The organism is Streptomyces sp. NPDC047061 (assembly GCF_040643955.1).
Classification (GTDB): domain Bacteria; phylum Actinomycetota; class Actinomycetes; order Streptomycetales; family Streptomycetaceae; genus Streptomyces.
Genome location: NZ_JBEYVI010000010.1, coordinates 155229 through 176601 on the forward strand (window position 1 = coordinate 155229; position 21373 = coordinate 176601).

22 protein-coding genes and 5 tRNA genes are annotated in these 21373 nt (G+C 71.6%); 10 read left to right on the plus strand and 17 right to left on the minus strand.

Annotation, left to right across the window (positions count from 1 at the left end):
- The first annotated feature begins 68 nt into the window (after nucleotides 1-68).
- Both ABZ887_RS17520 and ABZ887_RS17525 read left to right on the plus strand, forming a co-directional pair.
- Entirely contained in the window at nucleotides 69-1895 is a 1827-nt protein-coding gene (locus ABZ887_RS17520) for an HSP90 family protein (protein ID WP_361289681.1), read from the plus strand.
- Entirely contained in the window at nucleotides 1892-4801 is a 2910-nt protein-coding gene (locus ABZ887_RS17525; protein ID WP_361289866.1) for a tetratricopeptide repeat protein, read from the plus strand. The genes ABZ887_RS17520 and ABZ887_RS17525 overlap by 4 nt, the downstream gene beginning before the upstream one ends.
- A 19-nt stretch (nucleotides 4802-4820) precedes the next feature.
- Here the strand turns inward: ABZ887_RS17525 and ABZ887_RS17530 are convergent, their stop codons facing one another.
- A complete protein-coding gene (locus ABZ887_RS17530; protein ID WP_361289684.1) occupies nucleotides 4821-6497 on the minus strand; it encodes a DAK2 domain-containing protein in 1677 nt (558 codons plus the stop codon).
- A 259-nt stretch (nucleotides 6498-6756) separates the two neighbouring features.
- Here ABZ887_RS17530 and rpmB point away from each other — a divergent pair, with 259 nt between their 5' ends.
- Nucleotides 6757-6942, plus strand: a complete 186-nt coding sequence (gene rpmB / locus ABZ887_RS17535; RefSeq protein WP_003993230.1) for a 50S ribosomal protein L28 — start codon at nucleotides 6757-6759, stop codon at nucleotides 6940-6942.
- A 161-nt stretch (nucleotides 6943-7103) separates the two neighbouring features.
- On the plus strand, nucleotides 7104-7343 hold the full coding sequence (locus ABZ887_RS17540; RefSeq protein WP_361289687.1) for a hypothetical protein: 240 nt from the start codon (nucleotides 7104-7106) through the stop codon (nucleotides 7341-7343).
- Here ABZ887_RS17540 and thiD read toward each other — a convergent pair.
- On the minus strand, nucleotides 7306-8130 hold the full coding sequence (gene thiD / locus ABZ887_RS17545) for a bifunctional hydroxymethylpyrimidine kinase/phosphomethylpyrimidine kinase (protein ID WP_361289690.1): 825 nt from the start codon (nucleotides 8128-8130) through the stop codon (nucleotides 7306-7308). The genes ABZ887_RS17540 and thiD overlap by 38 nt on opposite strands.
- Complete coding sequence (locus ABZ887_RS17550; RefSeq protein ID WP_089098531.1) at nucleotides 8127-9092, minus strand: thiamine-phosphate kinase; 966 nt, start codon at nucleotides 9090-9092, stop codon at nucleotides 8127-8129. Before ABZ887_RS17550 ends, thiD begins: the two co-directional genes overlap by 4 nt.
- A 206-nt stretch (nucleotides 9093-9298) precedes the next feature.
- On the opposite strand from ABZ887_RS17550, the gene ABZ887_RS17555 reads away from it, so the two are divergent.
- Nucleotides 9299-9532: an Lrp/AsnC ligand binding domain-containing protein gene (locus tag ABZ887_RS17555; protein ID WP_028802415.1), complete on the plus strand. Its 234-nt coding sequence runs from the start codon at nucleotides 9299-9301 to the stop codon at nucleotides 9530-9532.
- Between the two features lie 20 nt (nucleotides 9533-9552).
- Nucleotides 9553-10038: a DUF3515 domain-containing protein gene (locus ABZ887_RS17560; protein WP_361289695.1), complete on the plus strand. Its 486-nt coding sequence runs from the start codon at nucleotides 9553-9555 to the stop codon at nucleotides 10036-10038.
- Between the two features lie 39 nt (nucleotides 10039-10077).
- Here ABZ887_RS17560 and ABZ887_RS17565 read toward each other — a convergent pair whose 3' ends face one another.
- The 3 genes from ABZ887_RS17565 to ABZ887_RS17575 are packed head-to-tail and all read right to left on the minus strand — an operon-like array spanning nucleotide 10078 to nucleotide 13066.
- Nucleotides 10078-11235 (minus strand): D-alanine--D-alanine ligase family protein, encoded by a 1158-nt coding sequence (locus ABZ887_RS17565; protein ID WP_361289698.1) that lies wholly within the window; start codon nucleotides 11233-11235, stop codon nucleotides 10078-10080.
- Between the two features lie 59 nt (nucleotides 11236-11294).
- Nucleotides 11295-12305 carry an NAD(P)H-dependent glycerol-3-phosphate dehydrogenase gene (locus tag ABZ887_RS17570; protein ID WP_361289701.1) on the minus strand — a complete coding sequence of 337 codons (1011 nt, stop codon included), beginning with the start codon at nucleotides 12303-12305 and terminating at the stop codon, nucleotides 11295-11297.
- Nucleotides 12302-13066 (minus strand): 1-acyl-sn-glycerol-3-phosphate acyltransferase, encoded by a 765-nt coding sequence (locus ABZ887_RS17575; RefSeq protein ID WP_361289704.1) that lies wholly within the window; start codon nucleotides 13064-13066, stop codon nucleotides 12302-12304. The genes ABZ887_RS17570 and ABZ887_RS17575 overlap by 4 nt, the downstream gene beginning before the upstream one ends.
- A 155-nt stretch (nucleotides 13067-13221) precedes the next feature.
- Here ABZ887_RS17575 and cofC point away from each other — a divergent pair, with 155 nt between their 5' ends.
- Nucleotides 13222-13860 (plus strand): 2-phospho-L-lactate guanylyltransferase, encoded by a 639-nt coding sequence (cofC, locus tag ABZ887_RS17580; protein ID WP_361289706.1) that lies wholly within the window; start codon nucleotides 13222-13224, stop codon nucleotides 13858-13860.
- A gap of 9 nt (nucleotides 13861-13869) precedes the next feature.
- Nucleotides 13870-14073: a hypothetical protein gene (locus tag ABZ887_RS17585; protein ID WP_361289709.1), complete on the plus strand. Its 204-nt coding sequence runs from the start codon at nucleotides 13870-13872 to the stop codon at nucleotides 14071-14073.
- 160 nt (nucleotides 14074-14233) lie between these two features.
- Here ABZ887_RS17585 and ABZ887_RS17590 read toward each other — a convergent pair whose 3' ends face one another.
- The 4 genes from ABZ887_RS17590 to leuC form a co-directional block, all read right to left on the minus strand.
- On the minus strand, nucleotides 14234-14863 hold the full coding sequence (locus tag ABZ887_RS17590; RefSeq protein ID WP_361289712.1) for an HU family DNA-binding protein: 630 nt from the start codon (nucleotides 14861-14863) through the stop codon (nucleotides 14234-14236).
- A 140-nt stretch (nucleotides 14864-15003) separates the two neighbouring features.
- Nucleotides 15004-15234: a hypothetical protein gene (locus ABZ887_RS17595; protein WP_181802287.1), complete on the minus strand. Its 231-nt coding sequence runs from the start codon at nucleotides 15232-15234 to the stop codon at nucleotides 15004-15006.
- A gap of 286 nt (nucleotides 15235-15520) precedes the next feature.
- The gene (leuD, locus tag ABZ887_RS17600; protein WP_361289716.1) at nucleotides 15521-16114 is read right to left on the minus strand and encodes a 3-isopropylmalate dehydratase small subunit; all 594 of its coding nucleotides are present in this window, start codon (nucleotides 16112-16114) and stop codon (nucleotides 15521-15523) included.
- A gap of 6 nt (nucleotides 16115-16120) precedes the next feature.
- Nucleotides 16121-17551: a 3-isopropylmalate dehydratase large subunit gene (gene leuC, locus ABZ887_RS17605; protein ID WP_361289719.1), complete on the minus strand. Its 1431-nt coding sequence runs from the start codon at nucleotides 17549-17551 to the stop codon at nucleotides 16121-16123.
- 205 nt (nucleotides 17552-17756) lie between these two features.
- On the opposite strand from leuC, the gene ndgR reads away from it, so the two are divergent.
- Nucleotides 17757-18473 carry an IclR family transcriptional regulator NdgR gene (ndgR, locus tag ABZ887_RS17610; protein WP_123973900.1) on the plus strand — a complete coding sequence of 239 codons (717 nt, stop codon included), beginning with the start codon at nucleotides 17757-17759 and terminating at the stop codon, nucleotides 18471-18473.
- A gap of 213 nt (nucleotides 18474-18686) precedes the next feature.
- On the opposite strand, the gene ABZ887_RS17615 is transcribed toward ndgR, so the two are convergent.
- The gene (locus ABZ887_RS17615; protein WP_361289869.1) at nucleotides 18687-19199 is read right to left on the minus strand and encodes a DUF4188 domain-containing protein; all 513 of its coding nucleotides are present in this window, start codon (nucleotides 19197-19199) and stop codon (nucleotides 18687-18689) included.
- A 100-nt stretch (nucleotides 19200-19299) separates the two neighbouring features.
- Here ABZ887_RS17615 and ABZ887_RS17620 point away from each other — a divergent pair, with 100 nt between their 5' ends.
- Nucleotides 19300-19944: a MerR family transcriptional regulator gene (locus ABZ887_RS17620; protein WP_361289723.1), complete on the plus strand. Its 645-nt coding sequence runs from the start codon at nucleotides 19300-19302 to the stop codon at nucleotides 19942-19944.
- Between the two features lie 75 nt (nucleotides 19945-20019).
- On the opposite strand, the gene ABZ887_RS17625 is transcribed toward ABZ887_RS17620, so the two are convergent.
- The 6 genes from ABZ887_RS17625 to ABZ887_RS17650 form a co-directional block, all read right to left on the minus strand.
- Nucleotides 20020-20092, minus strand: a tRNA-Glu gene (locus ABZ887_RS17625).
- 27 nt (nucleotides 20093-20119) lie between these two features.
- Nucleotides 20120-20191, minus strand: a tRNA-Gln gene (locus ABZ887_RS17630).
- 20 nt (nucleotides 20192-20211) lie between these two features.
- Nucleotides 20212-20284: transfer RNA gene (locus ABZ887_RS17635), tRNA-Glu, on the minus strand.
- 28 nt (nucleotides 20285-20312) lie between these two features.
- Nucleotides 20313-20385 (minus strand) — tRNA-Glu (locus ABZ887_RS17640).
- 21 nt (nucleotides 20386-20406) lie between these two features.
- A tRNA-Gln gene (locus tag ABZ887_RS17645) sits at nucleotides 20407-20478 on the minus strand.
- A 91-nt stretch (nucleotides 20479-20569) separates the two neighbouring features.
- Nucleotides 20570-21349: an HAD family hydrolase gene (locus ABZ887_RS17650; protein ID WP_361289725.1), complete on the minus strand. Its 780-nt coding sequence runs from the start codon at nucleotides 21347-21349 to the stop codon at nucleotides 20570-20572.
- Between the last annotated feature and the right edge of the window lie 24 nt (nucleotides 21350-21373).

Genomic DNA, 21373 nt, shown 5'->3' on the forward strand with positions numbered 1-21373 from the left:
GTCACCACCCCACCAGGGACCGCCCGACCCCGCGCCGACCACGTCTTCCCCCCTCCGGCGCAGCGACGATGGACTCCCAGACCTCACAGTCATCCCAGGCATCACAGTCACCTCATACGTTCCAGGTCGACCTGCGTGGTTTGGTGGACCTGCTCTCCCATCACCTGTACTCCAGCCCCAAGGTCTACCTGCGCGAACTGCTGCAGAACGCCGTGGACGCGATCACCGCGAGACGGGCCGAACAGCCCGACGCCCCGGCGCGGGTGCGGCTGTACGCCGACGGCAGCGCCCTTCGGGTGGAGGACAGCGGCGTCGGGCTCACCGAGTCCGACGTGCACAGCCTGCTCGCGACCATCGGGCGCAGTTCAAAACGGGGGAACGGGCTGCAGGAGGCCCGTTCCGACTTCCTGGGCCAGTTCGGCATCGGGCTGCTGGCCTGTTTCGTGGTCGCCGAGCGGATCCGGGTGGTCAGCCGCAGCGCCCGCACGCCGGACGCGCCGCCCGTGGAGTGGACGGCGCGCGACGACGGGTCGTACACCGTAAGGACGTTGGCGCCCGAGGCCCGCCCCGAGCCCGGTACCACCGTGCATCTGGTGGCGCGGGCGGGTGCGGCCGAGTGGCTGGACGAGCGGCGGGTGCTCGCGCTGGCGCGGGACTTCGGCTCGCTGCTGCCGTACGACGTCCGGGTGGGCGACGAGGCGGTCACCGACCTGCCGGCGCCCTGGGACCGGCCGTACCCCTCCCCCAGCACCCGGCGGGTGGCGCTGGCCCGGCACTGTCACGAGCTGTTCGGGTTCACGCCGTTGGACTCGATCGCGCTGGACGTGCCGCTGGCCGGGATCCGGGGGGTGGCGTACGTGCTGCCGTCGGCGGTGAGTCCGGCGCAGCGGGCCACGCACCGGGTGCACCTCAAGGGCATGCTGCTCACCGAGCGGGCCGAACAGCTGCTGCCGGACTGGGCGTTCTTCGTGCGCTGCGTCCTGGACACGGACAGTCTGCGGCCGACCGCCTCGCGCGAGTCGCTGTACGAGGACGAGACGCTGGCCGCCGTACGGGAGGCGCTCGGCGAAAGGATTCGGTCCTGGTTGACCGGTCTTGCGGCCGGTGATCCGGAACGGCTTGCCGCGTTCCTGTCCGTGCATCACCTCGGGGTGAAGTCGCTGGCCCGGCACGACCCGGAGATGCTGCGGACCATGCTGCCGTGGCTCCCCTTCGAGACCACCGACGGGCAGCTGTCCCTGGAGGAGTTCGCGCAGCGGCACCCGGTGGTGCACTTCACGCGGACGGTCGAGGAGTACCGGCAGGTCGCGCCGATCGCCTCCGCGCAGGGCGTCGGGGTGATCAACGGCGGTTACACGTACGACAGCGAGCTGGTCGAGGCGCTGCCGTCGGTGCGGCCCGGGACGGTGGTCGCGGAGCTGGACGCGGACACCGTGACCGCGCATCTGGACGCCGTGGACCCGGCGGAGGAGCTGGCGGTGGCGGGGTTCCTGGGGGTGGCGCGGGCGAAGCTGGACCCACTGCAATGTGACATTGTACTGAGGGCCTTCCACCCCCTCTCGGTCCCCGCCCTCCACCTAGACGACCGCGCCGCCCGCCACGAACAGGCCCGTGCGGAGGCCGAGGAGCAGGCCGACGACCTGTGGGCGGGCATCCTGGGTTCGCTGCGCGGCAGCGCGCCCCGCGCCCGTCTGGTGCTCAACCACCTCAACCCGCTGATCCGGCGGATCAGTGCCCTCAAGGACCCGGAGCTGATCGGCACCGCGACCGAGTCGCTCTACGGTCAGGCGCTGCTGATGGCCCAGCGCCCGCTGCGGCCGGCCGACTCGGCGCTGCTCAACCGCTCGTTCATCGGCCTCCTGGAGTGGGCCACGCATGGGGAAGACGATCGCTGATGGAGATTGCTGACTTCGACTCGCTGCGCCGGGCGATGGCGGAGAACTCCGAGGAGCCGGAGGGTCCCGCCCGCAACGCGCGCGCGGAGCAGCTGCTGGCGGAGGCCGAGAAGCTGAACATCCCGCTCGCCGTGATCGAGGCGCTCGGGCACCAGCTGAAGGTCTACAACTACAGCTCCGAGAAGGACAAGATGTTCGTCCCGTTCGCGCGGCTGCTGCGGATGTGGGACGAGCGGCCCGAGGACTTCGACGAGTACGAGACGCATTCGCTGCACTGGGTCTTCAAGTGGATGACGGCCGGCATGCTCGACCAGCCGCACATCCCGCTCGCCTCGATCGAGAAGTGGCTGGGCGAGATGGAGCACCGCTACCGGCTGGCCGGGCACTCCGAGCGGGCGGTGCGCGGTGCCGAGTTCAGCGTCGCCGGGCACATCGGCGACCTCGCGCGCGCGGAGCGGGCGTACGCGGCCTGGCTGGCGGCGGACCGGGACCGGATGGCCGACTGTCACGCGTGCGAGCTGCACGGGCAGGGCGGCTGGCACCTGAGGAACGGCCGGGACGCGGAGGCCCTGGAGGTGTGGGGGCCGGTGCTGGACGGCGAGTACAGCTGCGCCCACGAGCCGCACACGGTGCTGGCCTCCTCGTTGGTGCCGCTGCTGCGCCTCGGCCGCGTCGAGGAGGCCCGCGCGCACCATCTGCGCGGTTTCCGTCTCGTCCGCCCGATGGAGAGCATGCGGGGCGCCTACGCGGACCACGTGGAGTTCTGCGCGCTGACCGGCAACGAGGCGCGCGGTCTGGAGCTGCTGGCGGAACGTCCCGCCTACTTCACGGACACCGGGCAGCCGCGCAGCCGGATGGACTTCCTGGCGGTGGTGGCGCTGCTGATGGACCGGCTGACCGTGCTGGGGCTCGGCGGGCAGCGGGTGCCGGGGCCCGCCGGGCGGGCGTGGACCGCGGGGGAACTCGCCGGGCACGCGCGCGCGGAGGCCCTGGAGCTGACCGCGCGGTTCGACGCCCGCAACGGCACGTCCTACGTCGGTGACCAGCTGCGCGAGCGGATGGCGCAGCAACCGCTGGCGGACCGGCTGCCGCTGGGCGTGCGGGCGGCCCGGACGGCGCCCGCCGGCCCTGTCGTGCCGGTCGCCCCGGCGCACGCGCCGGAGCAGTCGGAACAGCCCTCGCTGCCCGCGCTCCTGGCCGAGGCCCGGCGGCTGTCGGACACGCTCCAGCCGCACGCGCTGGAGGCCTGGGCGGCGGTGGCGGAGGCCGCCGAGGAGACCGAGGTGGACACGTACGTCCGCGCGGAGATCGCCGACCACACGGCGATGGGGCGCGGCCCCGAGGGGGTCGGGCTGTTCGAGCGGGCGGCGGAGCTGTACGCGGAGGCGGGCGACGAGGGCGAGGCGATCGCGGCACGCGCGCGTGCCGCGTACGTGCGCGCGCTGTCCGGGGAGCTGGCCGAGGCGCTGGCCGCGATCGACGAGCCGTACGACCGGATTCTCGCCCTGTACGCGGACGACTCGACCGGGGTGCGGCAGACGGCGTCCGTGCTGATGAGCCGGGCCCGGATCCTGATGCGGCAGGTGCACGAGCGGTCCGAGGGCGCCGCGGAGGCCGAACAGGCGGTACGGGAGCTGCTGGCGCTGGTCGGCGGGCGCGGCGGGTCCGACGTACGGCTGGTGTCCCGGGCGGCCGAGGGGCGGGCGATGCTCGCCGAACTGGCCGAGCACGCCGGGGACGGGGAGCGGGCGGGTGAGCTGTTCCGGCAGGCGTCGGCGCAGTTCGTCGGCGCGGAGCTGCCGTGGTTCGCGGTCGAGTACGAGGTGCGGGTGGCCGCGCTCGCCCACGAGCAGGGCGACCCGGCGGAGGCGGAGCGGGCGCTGCGCGCGGCGCTGGAGCACGGCGGGCCGTACGTGGAGCCGGTCGGGCGGGCGCAGTTGCATCTCCAGCTCGCGGAGGTGGTCGGCGGCCGCGGGGCGGCCGAGGAGGCCGCCGAGCACGCCCTGGAGGCCGCGCACTGGGCCGACGAGGCCGGGGAGAGCGGCACGCTGGGCGCGTGGGCCCGGCACCAGCTGGGCGGCTTCCTGCTGCGGCAGGGGCGGTTCGCGGAGGCCGCCGAGGTGCTGGAGTCGGCGCTGGCCGACCTGAGCGCCGAGACGCACGGCGACGGCGCGGTCGTCCAGACCCAGTGGTGGCTCGGGGACTGTCTGAGCGAGCTGGGCGAGCATCACGCGGCGGCCGAACGGCGGCTGCAGGCGGCCGAGATCGCCCGGCACTGGCCCGAGCAGCACGACCACGCCACCCTGGCCCACCTGGCCGCGGAGTCACTGGGCAACGCGGGGCTGCCCGCCGAGGCGGACCGGGCGTACACGCGGGCGGGCGAGTTGTGGCGGGAGATGGGCAATGTGCACTTCCTGGTGCGTTCGCTGCGGGCCCGCGCGTGGCTGGCGCTGCGGACGGAGGCGGGGACGGAGGGCGCGCGGAAGCTGATGGCGGACGCGGTCCGGGAGTGCGAGTCGGCGCTGGAGGGCGTCGGGGACCCGGCGGCGGCGGAGCGGCTCGCCGGTGAACTCGGGCACACCCACCGGCAGTTCGGTGACCTGCTGGCCCGTTCCGTGCCGGAGGACGCCGACGACCCGGCGATCCAGGAGGCGTTCGAGGCGGCGCTCGCGGAGATGGCGGCGGCGATCTCGGTGTTCGCCACGCTGGGTGAGGACGGGCTGCACGGCCGTACCGCCGCGGAGCTGGCCGCCGGCTGGCTGGAGGCCGACCTCAGCCGTCCGGCCGCGGCGACCGCACGCGCGCGTGCGGTGCTGGACGCCTACGAGGGCGCCGACCCGGCCGACGAGACGGTCCGGGCCCGGCGGGCGGAGGCCCGGCAGCTGCTGGAGCCCACGGAGGAGTGAAGGTGGGCGGGAGCGGGGCTCACTCGACGCCGATGAGGAGCGGAGCCCCCTGCCGGCCGCCCCGGTAGACCACCGTGTCGACGGCGAGGTACGCCTCGCGCACGCGTGCCTCCAGGCGGTCGGCGACGCCGTCGGGGGCCTCGTCGCCGAGGACGAGGGTGACCAGCTCGCCGCCGGCCTGGAGCATGCGGTCCAGGACGGTCTCGGCGGTGGCGGTGACGTCCGAGCCGATCACCGCCACGTCGCCGTCTATCAGGCCCAGCACGTCCCCGGCCTGGCAGATGCCGGCCATGGTCCAGGACTGCCGCTCGGCCACCACGACCTCGGCGTAGCGGGTGGCGCCGGCCGCCGAGGTCATCTGGACGACGTCCTCGTCGAAGCGGCGGTCCGGCTGGTGCACCGCGAGCGCGGAGATGCCCTGGACCGCCGAGCGGGTCGGGATGAGGGCGACCCGGATGCCCTCCGCGCGGGCCTGCTCGGCCGCGGCGGCGGCCGTGTGCCGCAGGTCGGCGTCGTTGGGCAGCAGCACCACCTCGCGCGCGTGGGCGCGCCGTACGGCGTCCACCAGCTCCCCGCTGGCGGGCGGCTCCCCGGGGCGGGCGAGCACGGTGGTCGCGCCGGACTCGGTGTACAGCCCGGCCAGCCCCTCCCCCGGCACGACGGCCACGACGGCCCGCTGGACCCGCTCGCGCTGCGGCCGCTCCCCGCCGGTGTGCACGTCCCCGGCGCCGAAGTGGGTGATCCGGATCCGGTAGGGGCGTCCGGCCTCCACGCCCGCCTCGACGGCGGCGCCGGCGTCGTCGACGTGCACATGGACGTTCCACAGGCCGTCGCCGCCGACCACCACCAGGGAGTCGCCGAGGGCGTCGAGCCGGGCCCGGAGCCGGTCCACGGCGGCGTCCTCGGCCTCCAGGAGGTAGATGACCTCGAAGGCGGGTCCGCCGCCCGGCTCGGCGCAGCCCGCGGCCCGGGCGTCGGAGACGGCGTCCACGCGCGCGTGCCCGGCCGGGCCCTCCCCGTGCGCGTGCAGGTCGAAAGCGGTGGGCGTCTCCCCCGTGAACGCCTCGACGAGCGCCCCCAGCACCGCGACCAGACCCCGCCCGCCGGCGTCCACCACCCCGGCCCGCTCCAGTGCGGCGAGTTGTCCCGGAGTCGCCGCGAGCGCCTTGCACGCACCCTCGTAGGCGGCCCGCGCGACCGCCCCGCAGTCGCCCTCCACCGCGGCTGCGGCGTCCGCCGCGGCCGCCGCGACCGACAGCACCGTGCCCTCCACCGGGTGGGCGACGGCCTGGCGGGCGGCGTCGGCGGCGTGCCGCAGGGCGAGCCGCAGCCCCTCGGCGTCGATGTGAGTCGCGTCACCCTCGGCGAGGATGTGGGCCATGCCGCGCAGCAGCTGGGCCAGGATCGTGCCGGAGTTGCCGCGCGCGCCTATGAGGGCGCCGTGGGCCATCGCGCGGACGGCGTCCGCCAGGGTCGGCACCTCCTCGCCCAGCTCGTAACCCGCGAAGACGGCCTCCACGGCCCCCGCGGCCGACTCCACCGTCATGTACAGGTTCGTACCGGTGTCGCCGTCGGCCACCGGGTAGACGTTGATCGCGTCGATCTCCTCGCGCGACCGCCCGAGCGCACCGAGCGCCAGTCCGCACCAGGTGCGTACCGCGAGAGCATCGAAGAATGTCTGCGGCACCTGCGCCACCTGCGCCTCCCTGAGCCTGCCGAACGTGGACGCAGCGTAGACCCCGGAAGGGTGTCCGCCGGAAGAGGGCCGGGGGCGGGCCCCTGAGCTGCCATGCTAGTTTCGTCTAACGGACGCAGCCGTTGTATGCTGCTCCGGTTGCCCGATCTGATCGGGCCATTCCCCTGGCAACGCCACTCAAGATCTTCGATCCGTAGGATCTCGATCCCGGCCTGCCGGGATTCAACCGTAAGTGCATCTGAAGTCTTTGGAGTGACCCGTGGCTGCCAACTGCGACGTCTGCGGCAAGGGGCCGGGCTTCGGCAACAACATCTCGCACTCGCACCGCCGTACGTCCCGCCGCTGGAACCCGAACATCCAGCGTGTGCGTACCGTGGTCGGCGGGACGCCGAAGCGCGTGAACGCCTGCACCTCGTGCATCAAGGCCGGCAAGGTCTCGCGCTGACGCACTGTCGCTGAGCGCGCGGCCACCGCTGGTTCGCTGCACAGAGCCGGTCCACCTCCGGGTGGGCCGGCTTTTTGCCTTGCCCGCGCTGCGCCGAGGCTGCGCTGCGCCGTGCCGGAAATTCCGAACCCCGGCAAACGGTGCCCCGACAAGCTGATCCCGTGCGCTTCGGCATCCTGGGCCCCCTGGACGTCCGCGCCGACGACGGCACCCCTCTCGACCCCGGCGGCCCCCGCCCCCGACGCCGTGGACGTACACCAGTTCGAAGCCGGGATCGGGACCGGGACCGGATGTACCGGGTGCTCGCCTCGCGCCCGCCGGCCCGGTTCTTCAAGAGGATGACCGAGAAGGCGGTCACGGACATCAGGCTGCGGGAGTACCCGGCGCTGTCCGCGGGCTGAGGGCCCAGCCGTGGTCCACGGGCCCGATCCCGGCGCCGAGCGCGAACCCGGCCGCGATCGCCCCGGTGACGTACTCCTTCGCCGCCGTCACCGCCTCCGGCACGGACTGCCCCTTCGCGAGCTGCGACGCGATCGCGGAGGCAAGGGTGCAGCCGGTGCCGTGGGTGTGCCGGTTGTCGTGCCTGGGGGCGCGCAGCAGGAGTTCGTCGGTGCCGTCCGTGAGCAGGTCGACGGCCTCGCCGGGCAGGTGCCCGCCCTTGATCAGCACCCAGGTCGGACCGTACGACAGCACGGCCGCCGCGGCCCGGCGCAGATCCGCCTCCGACTCGACCCGCACCCCGGTGAGTTGTGCCACCTCGTCGAGGTTCGGGGTGGCGACGGTGGCCAGCGGGAGGAGCCGGGTGCGGACCGGGTCGAGGGCGGAGGCGGCGAGGAGCGGGTCGCCGTGCTTGGAGATCCCGACCGGGTCGACGACCACGGGGGCGTCGGTGGCGGCGAGCAACTCCGCGACCGTCTCGACGAGTTCGGCCGAGGCGAGCATCCCGGTCTTCACCGCGTCCACGCCGATGTCGTCGACCACGCTCCGGTACTGGGCGCGGACGGCCGCCACCGGCAGCTCCCAAGCGCCCTGCACGCCCGTCGAGTTCTGCGCGGTCACCGCCGTGAGCACGCTCATGCCGTGCACGCCCAGCGCCAGCATCGTCTTCAGGTCGGCCTGGATCCCGGCCCCGCCGCCGGAGTCGGAGCCCGCGACCGTCAGTACCCGCGGCAGGGTCACGGCTGTCACGACTCGATGTCCCCGAAGTGGTCCCAGCCGCCCTTGCTGGTCCAGGGCGCCCCGTCGACGGTCACCTGGGGCAGCGCGGACGGGTTGAGGACCTCGCCGATGACCTTCCAGCGGGCGGGCAGCTTCACGTCCGGCGGGAAGGTGGCCACGATCGCGTGGTCCTCGCCCCCGGTCAGCACCCACTGGATGGGGTCGACGCCGACGGCCTGGCCGATGTCGTTCATCTGGGTCGGGATGTCGATCGCGCCGGAGCGGATGTCGATCCGCACCTTGCTGGCCTCGGCGATGTGCCCGAGGTCCGCGATCAGCCCGTCGCTCACGTCGCACATCGCGGTCGCGCCGAGGGCGGCGGCGGCCGGGCCCGCGTGGTACGGCGGCTCGGGGCGGCGGTGCGCCTCCACGAACGCCCGCGGTGAGCGGAAGCCCCGGGAGAGCACCGCGTAGCCGGCCGCGGACCAGCCCAGCCAGCCCGTGACGGCGATCAGGTCGCCGGGCTGGGCGCCGGCCCGGGTGACCGGCTCCTGGTTGCGCAGGTCGCCGAGCGCGGTGATCGACACCATGATCGTGTCGCCGCGGACCACGTCGCCGCCGACCACCGAGGCGCCGGCCACCTGGCACTCGTCGCGCAGGCCGTCCATCAGCTCGCTGGGCCAGGTCACCGGGAGTTCGGCGGGCACGACCAGGCCGAGCAGCAGGGCGGTCGGCACCGCGCCCATGGCGGCGATGTCCGCGAGGTTCTGCGCGGCCGCCTTGCGGCCGACGTCGTAGGCCGTGGACCAGTCGCGGCGGAAGTGCCGGCCCTCCAGCAGGATGTCGGTGCTCGCCACCACCCGGCGGTCGGGCGCGGCGACCACCGCGGCGTCGTCGCCGGGACCGACCCGGACCGCCGGAGTGGTGGTGAGACGGGAGGTGAGCTCCCTGATGAGCCCGAACTCCCCCAGCTCACCAACAGTGCCCTTCATTGCCCTTACGCCCCTTCTCTGCCTTGCCGTGCCCGCTCGCGCGTCACCGTGGTCGTGGATACGGTCGAGGTGACCGTCAACATCTGTCGTGCCTGCACCCCGGCGCGCAAGCCCCTGTCCGCGCAGGTCTCCCCGCGGTGAGCGGCGACGCGATACCGTGGCGTTCCTTTTCCCCACATGATCCTCGTGGCCGCCCTGGAGGTTCCGTGGTACAGGCGTACATCCTGATCCAGACGGAGGTCGGCAAAGCGTCGACCGTCGCCGAGACGATCAGCAAGATCCCCGGCGTCATCCAGGCCGAGGACGTGACAGGACCGTACGACGTCATCGTGCGCGCGCAAGCCGACACAGTCGATGAACTCGGTCGCATGGTGGTCGCGAAGGTCCAGCAAGTGGACGGCATCACGCGCACCCTGACCTGCCCGGTCGTCCATCTGTAGCCCCCGTCTACCCTTGGCCGGTGAACATCTTCCGTCACCGGCCATCCGGTCTGCCCGCGCTCGCCGCGCTGATGATCGCGGCAGCGGGCTGCTCATCAGCAGACGACGCCCCGTCGGCGGCGGTTCCCAGTCCGGGCGGGGCGGTTGCGAAGCTGTGCCGTCGCCTCGACGGGGTGCTGCCGAAGAAGGTCGACGGACTCACGCGCCGTGACCCCGAGCCCTCGTCCGCGCTGACCGCGGGCTGGGGGGACCCCGCGATCATACTGCGCTGCGGTGTTTCGCGACCCGCGAAGATGTCCGATCCGGAAGCCGACGGGGTGGAAGTGAACGGGGTCGGATGGCTGCTGGAGCAGCGGGCCGACAAATCGTTTCGGTTCACGACGACGTTGCGGAAGGCGTATGTCGAGGTGACGATTCCCGCGGGGCGGACCGGGGACGGCATGGCGCCGTTGGTGAGCCTGGCGCCTGCCGTCAAGAAGGCGATTCCGGAAGGGATTGCCGACTAGGCAGCGCCCCTGACGGGGCGCTTCAGCGCGGGGCGTTCTCTAGCGCAGCCCCGTCGAACGGTTCAGGGCTGCCTGGATCAGGCGGTCGATCAACTCGGGGTAGGCGACACCGGTCGCCTGCCACATCTGGGGGTACATCGAGATCGGGGTGAAGCCCGGCATCGTGTTGATCTCGTTGATGACGAAGTCGCCGTCCTCCGTGAGGAAGAAGTCGGCCCGGACCAGGCCCTCGCAGGACGCGGCCTCGAAGGCGTCCACCGCGAGCTTCTGGACCTCGGCGGTCTCCTCGGGGGTGAGGGGGGCCGGGACGATGCCGGGGGTGGAGTCGATGTACTTGGCCTCGAAGTCGTAGTACGCGTGCTCGGACGGCGGCGGGATCTCCGCCGGGACCGAGGCGCGCGGGCCGTCCTCGAACTCCAGGACGCCGACCTCGATCTCACGGCCGCGGATGCCCGCCTCGACGAGGATCTTCGGGTCGTGGGACTGGGCCTCGGCGATCGCCTCGTCCAGGCCGGAGAGGTCGTCGACCTTGGTGATGCCGATCGACGAACCGGCACGCGCGGGCTTCACGAACAGCGGCCAGCCGTGCTCGCCGGCGAAGTCGACGATCCGCTTGCGGGCGGCGGACTCGTCCTGCTGCCACTCGCGGGGGCGGATCACCAGGTACGGGCCGACGCCGAGCCCGAAGGAGGCGAACACCCGCTTCATGTACTCCTTGTCCTGGCCGACGGCCGAGGCGAGCACGCCCGAACCGACGTACGGGACGCCGGACAGCTCCAGGAGACCCTGCAGGGTGCCGTCCTCGCCGTACGGGCCGTGCAGCACCGGGAAGACGACGTCGACCTCGCCGAGCGCCTTGGGCACCGAGCCGGGCTCGCTGTAGACGACCTCGCGGCTGGCGGGGTCGACGGGGAGGACCACACCGCCCTCGGTCGACTCGGCGAGGTCGCCGACCTCGGGGGTGCGGCGCTCGGTGATGGCCATGCGCTCGGGTTCGTCGGCCGTGAGCACCCAGCGGCCTTCCCGGGTGATGCCGATCGGCAGGACGTCGTACTTCGTCCGGTCGATGGAGTTCAGGACGGCTCCGGCGGTGACCGTGGAGATCCCGTGCTCGGAGCTGCGGCCGCCGAAGACGACGGCCACGCGCGGCTTGCGAGCGGGCTGCTCAGGGCTCTGGGGGAGGTTCTGGGTGCTCATATCGCGTTGAGAGTACCCGGTGGTAGGGCCCCGAGACAGCGTCGGCAGGGCGGGTTCGCTCAGCGTCGTTCGGGCTTCGCGCTGCGCGACATCAGCTCCTTGAGGGCGACCACCGGCGGCTTGCCCTCGTGCACGATGTCGACGACCGTCTCGGTGATCGGCATCTCCACGCCGTGCCGGCGGGCCAGATCGGCCACCGACTCGCAGGACTTGACGCCCTCGGCGGTCTGTTTGGTGACCGCGATGGTCTCCTCCAGGGTCATGCCCTTGCCGAGGTTGGTGCCGAAGGTGTGGTTGCGGGAGAGCGGGGAGGAGCAGGTGGCCACCAGGTCGCCGAGCCCGGCGAGACCCGAGAAGGTCAGCGGGTCGGCGCCGAGGGCGATGCCGAGCCGCGCGGTCTCCGCGAGGCCGCGCGTGATGAGCGAACCCTTGGCGTTGTCGCCGAGCCCCATGCCGTCGGCGATGCCCACGGCGAGGCCGATGACGTTCTTCACCGAGCCGCCCAGCTCGCACCCGACCACGTCGGTCTCGGTGTACGGCCGGAAGTACGGCGTGTGGCAGGCGGCCTGGAGCCGCTGGGCGACCGTCTCGTCGGTACAGGCGACCACGGCGGCGGCCGGCATGCGGGCCGCGATCTCGCGGGCGAGGTTGGGGCCGGTGACGACGGCGACGCGGTCCGCGGCGACCTTGGTGACGTCCTGGATGACCTCGCTCATCCGCATGGTGGTGCCGAGTTCGACACCCTTCATGAGGGACACCAGGACCGTCTCGGGCGCGAGCAGCGGCGTCCATTCGGCGAGGTTGGCCCGCATGGTCTGGGACGGCACCGACAGGAACGTGAAGTCGGCGCCGGCGGCCGCCTCGGCGGGGTCGGTCGTGGCCCGCAGGTTCTCGGGGAGTTCCACGCCGGGCAGGTAGTCGGGGTTGGTACGGCCCGAGTTGACGGCCTCGGCCACCTCCGCGCGCCGCGCCCACAGGGTGACCTCGCACCCGGCGTCGGCGAGCACCATCCCGAAGGCCGTACCCCACGAACCCGCGCTGAAGACCGCCGCCTTGGCAGGCTTGCTCACTTGCCGCTCTCCTCTTCCGCACCGCTCTGCGCACGCGTGCGGCGGCGCTGCTCGATCCGCACCTGCCGTGGATCGTAGGGGGTCTCGGGAGCCTTCTCGCCGCGGATCTCCTCCAGCTGGCGGGTGATGGCCGCCATGATGACCTCGGTCGCCTCCTTGAGGACGTCCTGGGTCATCTCCTTGTCGTAGAAGCGCGTGAGGTCGACCGGCGGGCCCGCGAGGACGTGGTGCGTCTTGCGGGGCAGCAGGTTGAGCTTCTTCGCGTACGGCGGGAGCAGTTCGTTGGCGCCCCACTGGGCGACCGGGATGACCGGGCACTTGGTCTGCAGGGCGACCCGGGCGGCACCGGTCTTGGCGGTCATGGGCCACTGGTCCGGGTCGCGGGTGATCGTTCCCTCGGGGTAGAAGGCGACGCACTCGCCGCGCTCCACGGCGTCGATCGCGGCCCGGAAGGCGCTGAGCGCGTCGGTGGACTCGCGGTAGACGGGGATCTGGCCGGTACCGCGCATCGCGGCGCCGACGAATCCCTTCTTGAAAAGCCCGCTCTTCGCGAGGAATCTCGGAACGCGGCCGGTGTTGTACTGATAGTGGGCGTAGGCGAAGGGGTCGATGTGGGAATTGTGGTTCACCGCGGTGATAAATCCGCCCTCGGCCGGAATGTTCTCCATTCCGCGCCAGTCCCGCTTGATCAGAACGACCAGCGGAGGTTTGCAGAGCACCGCAGCGAAGCGGTACCAGAAGCCGATTCTCCGGCGGGGCACGCGGACACCTTCCTCTAGGACTTCATCCCGGCCTGGGATCGGGAAGAAGTGTGGCCCCGGCCCGCCGGCCTGTCGAGAACACCGTACGCCTCGGCATCGCGACCACCCCGGGAGCCCGGGTGACAATGAGGCAACAAGGGAGGGACGGTACGACTGTGCAGTGGACCCTGGTCATCCCGCTCAAGCCGCTGGCCCGCGCCAAGAGCAGGCTCGCGGACACCGCGGCGGACGGCGTGCGTCCGTCGCTGGCCCTCGCCTTCGCCCAGGACACGGTGGCAGCGGCGCTGGCCTGCCTGTCGGTGAAGGACGTGGCGGTCGTCACGGACGACACACTGGCCGGGCGCGAGCTGTCGGCGCTGGGCGCGCGCATCGTCCCGGACACGCCGGCGAGCGGCCTGAACGCGGCGCTGCGGCACGGCGCGGCGGCCGTCCGGGCGTCGCGTCCGGAAAGCCCCGTGGCGGCCCTGAACGCCGATCTGCCGGCGGTACGCCCACTGGAATTGTCCCGGGTCCTGGACGCGGCCGCGGAATTCCCGCGCGCTTTTCTCCCGGACACGGCGGCAATCGGCACCACCCTGCTGGCGGCGACCCCCGGCCATGAATTGGCGCCGGCATTCGGCCTGGATTCCCGCGCCCGGCACGCCGCCTCGGGCGCCGAGGAACTGCGACTGGTGGGCGTGGACTCGGTACGCCAGGACGTGGACACCGGCGCCGACCTGCGCGCGGCCCTGGCCCTGGGCGTGGGCCCCCGCACGGCCATGCTGGCGGCCCGCCTGCTGATCCCGGACCAGTAGGCTGCGCTCATGCAGGCGACCGCATACACGTACGACCCGGTGACGCACAGTGGCCAGGTACTTCTCGACGACGGGACACCGGTGCCCTTCGACGGCCCGGCGTTCGACGCGGGCGGACTGCGCCTGCTCAGGCCGGGACAGAGGGTGCGGATCGAGACCGCGGGAAGCGGAGACGACCTCCGCGTCACCCTGGTGACCCTTCAAACATTCTGAGGCGCAGCCCACCGAGGGGCGCGGGGAACTGCGCGACCAGCTCCCACCGGCCGGCACCCGAAACTGAACGCATCCCTCAAACACACCGCGGGCCGGACTCCCCAGGGGAATCCGGCCCGTCGCGTGAGTATCCCGACCCCGCCGTGCAGCGGGCCCCGCCTCAGCGTGCGGCTGTCGTCTTCTTGGCGACAGCCTTCCGCGCCGTCGACTTCTTGGCCGGCGCCTTCTTGGCGGTGACCTTCTTGGCCGGCGCCTTCTTCGCGGCCGTCTTCTTCGCCGTCGCCGTGGTCTTCTTCGCGGCCGTCTTCTTCGCCGCCGCCGTGGTCTTCTTCGCGGCAGCGGTGGTGGTCTTCTTGGCCACCGTCTTCTTCACGGCGGTCTTCTTCGCCACCGCCGTGGCCTTCCTGGCGGTGGTCTTCTTCGCCGCCGCCTTCTTGACCGTCGCCGAAGCGCCGCCGGTCAGGCTGCCCTTGGGCGCCTTCTTGACCGCGACCTCACCGCCGCGCGGGAGCTTCTTGGAGCCGCTCACCAGGTCCTTGAAGCCCTGGCCGGCACGGAAGCGCGGCACGGAGGTCTTCTTGACCCGAACCCGCTCGCCCGTCTGGGGGTTGCGGGCGTAGCGGGCGGGGCGGTCCACCTTCTCGAAGGACCCGAAGCCGGTGACCGAGACCCGCTCACCCGCGACGACCGCGCGGACGATGGCGTCCAGGACATGGTCGACAGCCTCGGCGGCCTGCTGGCGGCCGCCCATCTTGTCGGCAATCGCTTCTACGAGCTGCGCCTTGTTCACGTCTTCCCCTTCGGAGACATCGCCAGAACGAATGTGTTCAAGCTTTTTCGCACGTTAGGCAGATATATACCGCAAATCAAACACGAAACGGGCTTATCACCCTTGTGCCGCAACGGACTCGGCCTGCTCGTACGGTCCGGTCAGCGGTCCTCTTCGGGGATTCGACCCGCGTCGAGGTCCGCGTTGAACCGTTCGAGCCGCCTTGCCGCGTCGGCGACGTCGTGTTTGGCCGCGGCCGTAATGACCAGCAGCTTCCGGGTCAGCGCCATCCGTACGCCCTCCGGGACTTGCAGTGCGCGCACTTTTGTGTGCGCTTCCTTGAGTTGGCCCGCGACCGCCGCATAGAGCTGGAGTTGGCCGTCGTGTTCCATGCACAGATTGTGCCATCTGGGGCGAGTTGTCGCCTGCGCAGGGTGCAACTGGCGCCTCAAATGGCCTTCCGGGCACTTGCGGAAGCCACGGACACAGCACTCACGTACCCCGACAACATCCGCCCTAACGTGGGAAGTTGGCAAGACCTGCGACAACGCGAGCGCCCGTTCGGGTGCAGACATGGCTGTACCCCCAATCGTGGCGATCGGGGGTACAGGAGGGGTGTTGCGGTGGCTGAAACCAGCCGTATTCAGATGTGTCGGTTCACGCCGAAGCGGCGCCGGCTCAGACCTGGAGCGTCCGCGGCTTGTACGACGGCCGCTTGGCCTCGTACTCGGCGATGTCGGCCTCGTTCCGGAGGGTGATGGAGATGTCGTCCAGGCCGTTCAGCAGCCGCCAGCGGGAGTTCTCGTCCAGGTCGAAGGAGGCGGTGACGCCCTCGGCGCGCACCTCGCGGGCCTCCAGGTCGACGGTGATCTCGGCCTGCGGGTCGTTCTCGGTGAGCTCCTGCAGCGCCTCCACGATCTTCTGGTCCAGGACCACCGTGAGCAGGCCGTTCTTCAGCGAGTTGCCCCGGAAGATGTCGGCGAAGCGGGAGGAGATCACGGTCTTGAAGCCGTAGTTCTGCAGCGCCCAGACGGCATGCTCGCGGGAGGAGCCGGTGCCGAAGTCGGGGCCGGCGACCAGGACGGTCGCGCCCTGCCGCTCGGGGCGGTTGAGGATGAAGTTCTCGTCCTTGCGCCAGGCCTCGAACAGACCGTCCTCGAAGCCGTCCCTGGTGACCTTCTTGAGCCAGTGAGCAGGGATGATCTGGTCGGTGTCGACGTTGGAGCGGCGCAGCGGGACGGCCCGGCCGGTGTGCGTGGTGAATGCTTCCATGGCTGATCAGACTCCAGCGGGCGTGGATACGTCGGCGTCGGACAGGTCGGCGGGCGAGGCCAGGTGGCCCAGGACGGCCGTGGCGGCCGCGACCTGCGGGGACACCAGGTGGGTACGGCCGCCCTTGCCCTGCCGGCCCTCGAAGTTGCGGTTGGAGGTGGACGCGGAGCGCTCGCCCGGGGCCAGCTGGTCCGGGTTCATGCCGAGGCACATCGAGCAGCCCGCGTGCCGCCACTCGGCGCCGGCGTCCTTGAAGACCACGTCCAGGCCCTCGGAGACGGCCTGCAGACCGACCCGCGCGGAGCCGGGGACGACCAGCATCCGTACGCCGTCGGCGACTTTGCGGTCTTTCAGGATGTCGGCGGCGGCGCGCAGGTCCTCGATGCGGCCGTTGGTGCAGGAGCCTACGAAGACGGTGTCCACGTTGATCGAGCGCAGCGGCTGGCCGGCCTCCAACCCCATGTACTCCAGGGCCTTTTCGGCGGCGAGGCGCTCCGAAGCGTCTTCGTACGAAGCCGGGTCGGGGACGTCCGCCGAAAGCGGCGCACCCTGGCCGGGGTTGGTGCCCCAGGTGACGAACGGCGAGAGCGCGGCGGCGTCGATGTGCACCTCGGCGTCGAATTCGGCGTCCGCGTCCGTCTTCAGCGTCTTCCAGTACGCGACGGCGGCGTCCCAGTCCTCGCCCTCGGGGGCGTGGGCACGGCCCTTGAGGTAGGCGAAGGTGGTCTCGTCGGGGGCGATCATGCCCGCGCGGGCGCCGGCCTCGATCGACATGTTGCAGATGGTCATCCGGGCCTCCATCGAGAGCTTCTCGATGGCGGAGCCGCGGTACTCCAGGATGTAGCCCTGGCCGCCGCCGGTACCGATCCTGGCGATGATCGCCAGGATCAGGTCCTTGGCGGTGACGCCCTCGGGCAGCTCGCCGTCGACCGTGATGGCCATGGTCTTGGGGCGGGCCAGCGGCAGCGTCTGGGTGGCCAGCACGTGCTCCACCTGGGAGGTGCCGATACCGAACGCCAGCGCGCCGAAGGCACCGTGCGTGGAGGTGTGGGAGTCGCCGCAGACCACGGTCGTACCGGGCTGGGTCAGGCCCAGCTGGGGGCCGACGACGTGCACGACGCCCTGCTCGACGTCGCCCAGCGGGTGCAGGCGCACCCCGAACTCGGCGCAGTTCTTGCGCAGCGTCTCCAGCTGGGCGCGGGAGACCGGGTCCGCGATGGGCTTGTCGATGTCGAGGGTCGGGGTGTTGTGGTCCTCGGTCGCGATGGTGAGGTCGAGGCGGCGCACCTGGCGGCCGTTCTGGCGCAGCCCGTCGAAGGCCTGCGGGCTGGTCACCTCGTGCAGCAGGTGCAGATCGATGAAGAGGAGGTCGGGCTCGCCCTCGGCGCGCCGGACGACGTGGTCGTCCCAGACCTTCTCCGCGAGTGTCCTACCCATCGCTTTCCCTCCGGCCGGCAGACGTGCACCGGCCCAACTAGAGATCTTGAGGAGGCGGCTGCCCGAGTACCGGGCCCCTGAAGTCGTGGTTCCGGGCGTCCGCCGCCGGGCCCGTTGGTCTGCGGGCCACTGTGTGATTCCAGGGTGGCGCGTTCCACGGAAAATTGAACTTGCGTTTCACAGAGTGAGACGTGAGTATCGTTGCATGGACAACAGTAGCGGCGTCGGCGTTCTGGACAAGGCGGCCCTTGTCCTGAGCGCCCTGGAGTCCGGTCCGGCCACCCTCGCGGGTCTGGTCGGGGCCACCGGACTGGCACGGCCCACGGCCCATCGGCTGGCCGTGGCCCTGGAACACCACCGCATGGTGGCACGCGACATGCAGGGCCGTTTCATTCTCGGTCCGCGACTCGCGGAACTGGCCGCGGCGGCCGGCGAGGACCGCCTGCTCGCGACGGCGGGCCCGGTGCTGACGCACCTCCGTGACATCACCGGAGAGAGCGCGCAGCTGTATCGCCGCCAGGGGGACATGCGGATCTGCGTGGCCGCGGCGGAACGGCTGTCCGGACTCCGGGACACGGTTCCGGTCGGCTCGACGCTGACGATGAAGGCCGGTTCCTCGGCGCAGATCCTGATGGCCTGGGAGGAGCCGGAGCGGCTGCACCGCGGCCTCCAGGGCGCCCGCTTCACGGCGACGGCCCTCTCGGGCGTCCGCCGCCGCGGCTGGGCCCAGTCCATCGGCGAGCGCGAGCCGGGCGTGGCGTCGGTGTCGGCGCCGGTGCGAGGGCCTTCCAACCGGGTGGTGGCGGCCGTCTCCGTCTCCGGCCCCATCGAGCGCCTGACCCGCCACCCGGGCCGCATGCACGCCCAGGCCGTCATCGACGCAGCGGCCCGCCTGTCGGAGGCGCTGCGCCGTTCCGGCTGAGGCTCCCCACCGGGAGAGGCCGGCCTCAACGCCGCGGCAGGCCTCTCCCGACGGGAGTGCAACCCCCTGGGGGCGCGGGGAACTGCGCGACCAGCCACATGCTGCCCGCACCCGCCCAGTGACCGGAGCCCACCACGGCGCAGCGTCTGCCCCCACCGGGTCGTCAGCCGTCCGCGACGCCGTCGTGCTTGATCGCGCAGTTCCCCGCGCCCCTTACGGGGCGCTGCTGTCAGCGCTTCTATAAGCGAACCGGTCCTTCGCGTAACGCCCCCGGCGCTCCAGCGGCAGTACCCCGCTCGCCGCACCCATCCCGAACTCCGGCATGTCGAAGTAGATCGACTCGTACGCGCCCTCGGGCGCCACGTACGTCTCGTGCCACAGGCCCACGTGCTGCCGCAGCTTCCCTTCACGCTCCTTGCGGTTCACGGTGCTCCACATCCCGTGATGCAGCATCTCCGGCGAACTCGCGTACGCGTACAGCTTCTCCTTCGACTCCCAGTACTGGACGACGTAGTACGTCCGCGGCGAAGCCGTCAGCAGGATGCGGCCGAGCAGCCCCCGGCCGGGGTCGCGCGCCAGCTCCCTCAGCATGCGGAACATCGACAGCATGACCGGGAGCCACTGGTGGACCGCCCAGAAGTGGTTGATGCGCATGCCGATGAGCAGGACCACCGCGTCACCCTCGCGGGCAGCGGTCGTACGGCCCGGAATCGGTTTGGTGAACATGGAGACCATGTGGAACGACACCCCCGGAGCCTGTCGGATAGCGACACTATCCTTCTGTCGATGTTTGGATAGTGGCACTTACCAAGGAGGCGCGCAAGACATGCGGCTTGCCCAGTTGAGCGAGCGCAGCGGGGTGTCCGCCGCGACGATCAAGTACTACCTGCGCGAGGGGCTGTTGCCGCCCGGCCGCCAGGTCAACGCCACGACCGCGGAGTACGACGAGGAGCACCTGCGGCGGCTGCGGCTGGTGCGGGCGATGATCCAGGTGGGGCGGATCCCCGTGGCGACGGTCCGCGAGGTGCTCGGGCATGTGGACGACGACTCGCTGGGCCGCACGATCCGGGTGGGCGCCGCCCTGTGGGCGCTGCCGCAGCTCCCGGAGCCGGACGAGGACGACGAGTACGTGCGGGCCGCGCACCGGGAGGCCGACGCCCTCCTCGACAGGCTCGGCTGGGAGAACGCCAAGCAGCTGACGACGATCTCCCCCGCGTACCGCCGGCTGGTGGTCGCGCTGGCCGCGTTCCGCCGGCTCGGCTACGACTGGGACGCCGAACTCCTGCTGCCGCGTGCGCAGTTGATGTACCAGGCGGCCGTCGCCGACCTGGACTTCCTGGAGACGCATCCGTCGGAGGCGGAGAAGGTGGAGGCCGCGGTGGCCAGCGCGGTGCTGGTGGAGCCGATGCTCCAGGCGCTGCACCGACTGGCCCAGGAGGAGGAGACGGCCCGGCGTTACGGCTTCGAGTAAGGCACCGCACACCCAGTGCCGTACGCCTTGCGGCACGACAAAGACCCTCCGCCGAAGCAGAGGGCCTTCTGTGTGTACCCCCGACCGGATTCGAACCGGCGCTACCGCCTTGAGAGGGCGGCGTGCTAGGCCGCTACACAACGGGGGCGAAGATCTGCGTTTCCGCAGACCCGAGCTGGTCTACCTGGACTCGAACCAAGACTAACTGAACCAGAATCAGTCGTGCTGCCAATTACACCATAGACCAATGTGGTTTAGACCAGTTCGTACCCCCGACCGGATTCGAACCGGCGCTACCGCCTTGAGAGGGCGGCGTGCTAGGCCGCTACACAACGGGGGCCCTAGCGATCATCCGTGGAAGATCTCCGTACCCCCGACCGGATTCGAACCGGCGCTACTGCCTTGAGAGGGCAGCGTGCTAGGCCGCTACACAACGGGGGCTTTGCAGATGAGCTCTGCGAGCTGGCCTACCTGGACTCGAACCAAGACTAACTGAACCAGAATCAGTCGTGCTGCCAATTACACCATAGGCCACTGGAACGCAAGCCCCTGAGGGGATCTTGTTCTAGTTTCGCGCCTCCGGTTCCGGCCTTTCGGCCCGCTCTCCGGCGGCGCAGGAAGAACATTACCCGAAGGTGGACGGGGCTCCAAAACGGGTATCCGCGCGGAGGATCGCGGGCAGTTCGGCGAGGGAGGCGATCCGGTGCGGGCCGGCGGGAGCGTCGGCCCCGGTGGCCGGGTCGGCGGCCGGGCCGATGGACGGCCGGAAGGCCGGTGCGGCGGCCGGTCCCCGGCGGTCGATCCAGACCGACAGCAGCCCGGCGTCCGCGGCGCCCCGCCCGTCGATCTCCGGGTGGTCGCCGACGTACGCGACCTGGTGCGGGGCGAGTTCCAGCGCCTCGCAGGCCGCCAGGAAGGCGCCGGCCGCGGGCTTGGATACGCCCAGTTCGGCTGCGCACAGGACGGCCTCGAAGCGGTCGTGCACCCCGAGCGTGCGCAGCTTGCGGTCCTGGACGTGCAGGCTGGAGTTGGAGAGCACGGCGTGCCGGTAGCCGGCCGCGAGGGCGTCCAGGGCGGGCAGGACGTCCGGGAACAGGCTCCAGACGGCCTCGTAGTGCGTCAGGTACCGGCGGAACCAGTCGTCGGCCTCGGCGTCGGTGAGCTCCGCCCCCAGGAACACCCGCACCCGGTCGCGGCGCTGGTCCTCGAAGGTGAGCTCGCCCGCCGCGAACCGCGCCCACTGCTGGTCGGTGATCTCCCGCCACCGCACCAGCGCCGCCTCCGCGCTCCCCCACCCCGCGAGCAGCCCCTCCGCCGCCAGGTGCGCCCGCATGCCCTCGCGGTCGGCACTCGTGTAGTCGAAGAGAGTGTCGTCCACGTCCCAGACCACGGCCCTGATCGTCATGACACCGACCGTACCCCGCGGGCG

What these genes read in the sequence shown, in the direction of transcription:
- ABZ887_RS17520 (WP_361289681.1), top strand. Translation starts at nt 69, where the DNA reads ATGGACTCCCAGACCTCACAGTCATCCCAGGCATCACAGTCACCTCAT.
- ABZ887_RS17550 (WP_089098531.1), bottom strand. Translation starts at nt 9,092, where the DNA reads ATGAAGGGCACTGTTGGTGAGCTGGGGGAGTTCGGGCTCATCAGGGAG.
- ABZ887_RS17565 (WP_361289698.1), bottom strand. Translation starts at nt 11,235, where the DNA reads ATGAGCACCCAGAACCTCCCCCAGAGCCCTGAGCAGCCCGCTCGCAAG.
- ABZ887_RS17585 (WP_361289709.1), top strand. Translation starts at nt 13,870, where the DNA reads ATGCAGGCGACCGCATACACGTACGACCCGGTGACGCACAGTGGCCAG.
- ABZ887_RS17595 (WP_181802287.1), bottom strand. Translation starts at nt 15,234, where the DNA reads ATGGAACACGACGGCCAACTCCAGCTCTATGCGGCGGTCGCGGGCCAA.
- leuD (WP_361289716.1), bottom strand. Translation starts at nt 16,114, where the DNA reads ATGGAAGCATTCACCACGCACACCGGCCGGGCCGTCCCGCTGCGCCGC.
- leuC (WP_361289719.1), bottom strand. Translation starts at nt 17,551, where the DNA reads ATGGGTAGGACACTCGCGGAGAAGGTCTGGGACGACCACGTCGTCCGG.
- ndgR (WP_123973900.1), top strand. Translation starts at nt 17,757, where the DNA reads ATGGACAACAGTAGCGGCGTCGGCGTTCTGGACAAGGCGGCCCTTGTC.
- ABZ887_RS17615 (WP_361289869.1), bottom strand. Translation starts at nt 19,199, where the DNA reads ATGTTCACCAAACCGATTCCGGGCCGTACGACCGCTGCCCGCGAGGGT.
- ABZ887_RS17620 (WP_361289723.1), top strand. Translation starts at nt 19,300, where the DNA reads ATGCGGCTTGCCCAGTTGAGCGAGCGCAGCGGGGTGTCCGCCGCGACG.
- ABZ887_RS17650 (WP_361289725.1), bottom strand. Translation starts at nt 21,349, where the DNA reads ATGACGATCAGGGCCGTGGTCTGGGACGTGGACGACACTCTCTTCGAC.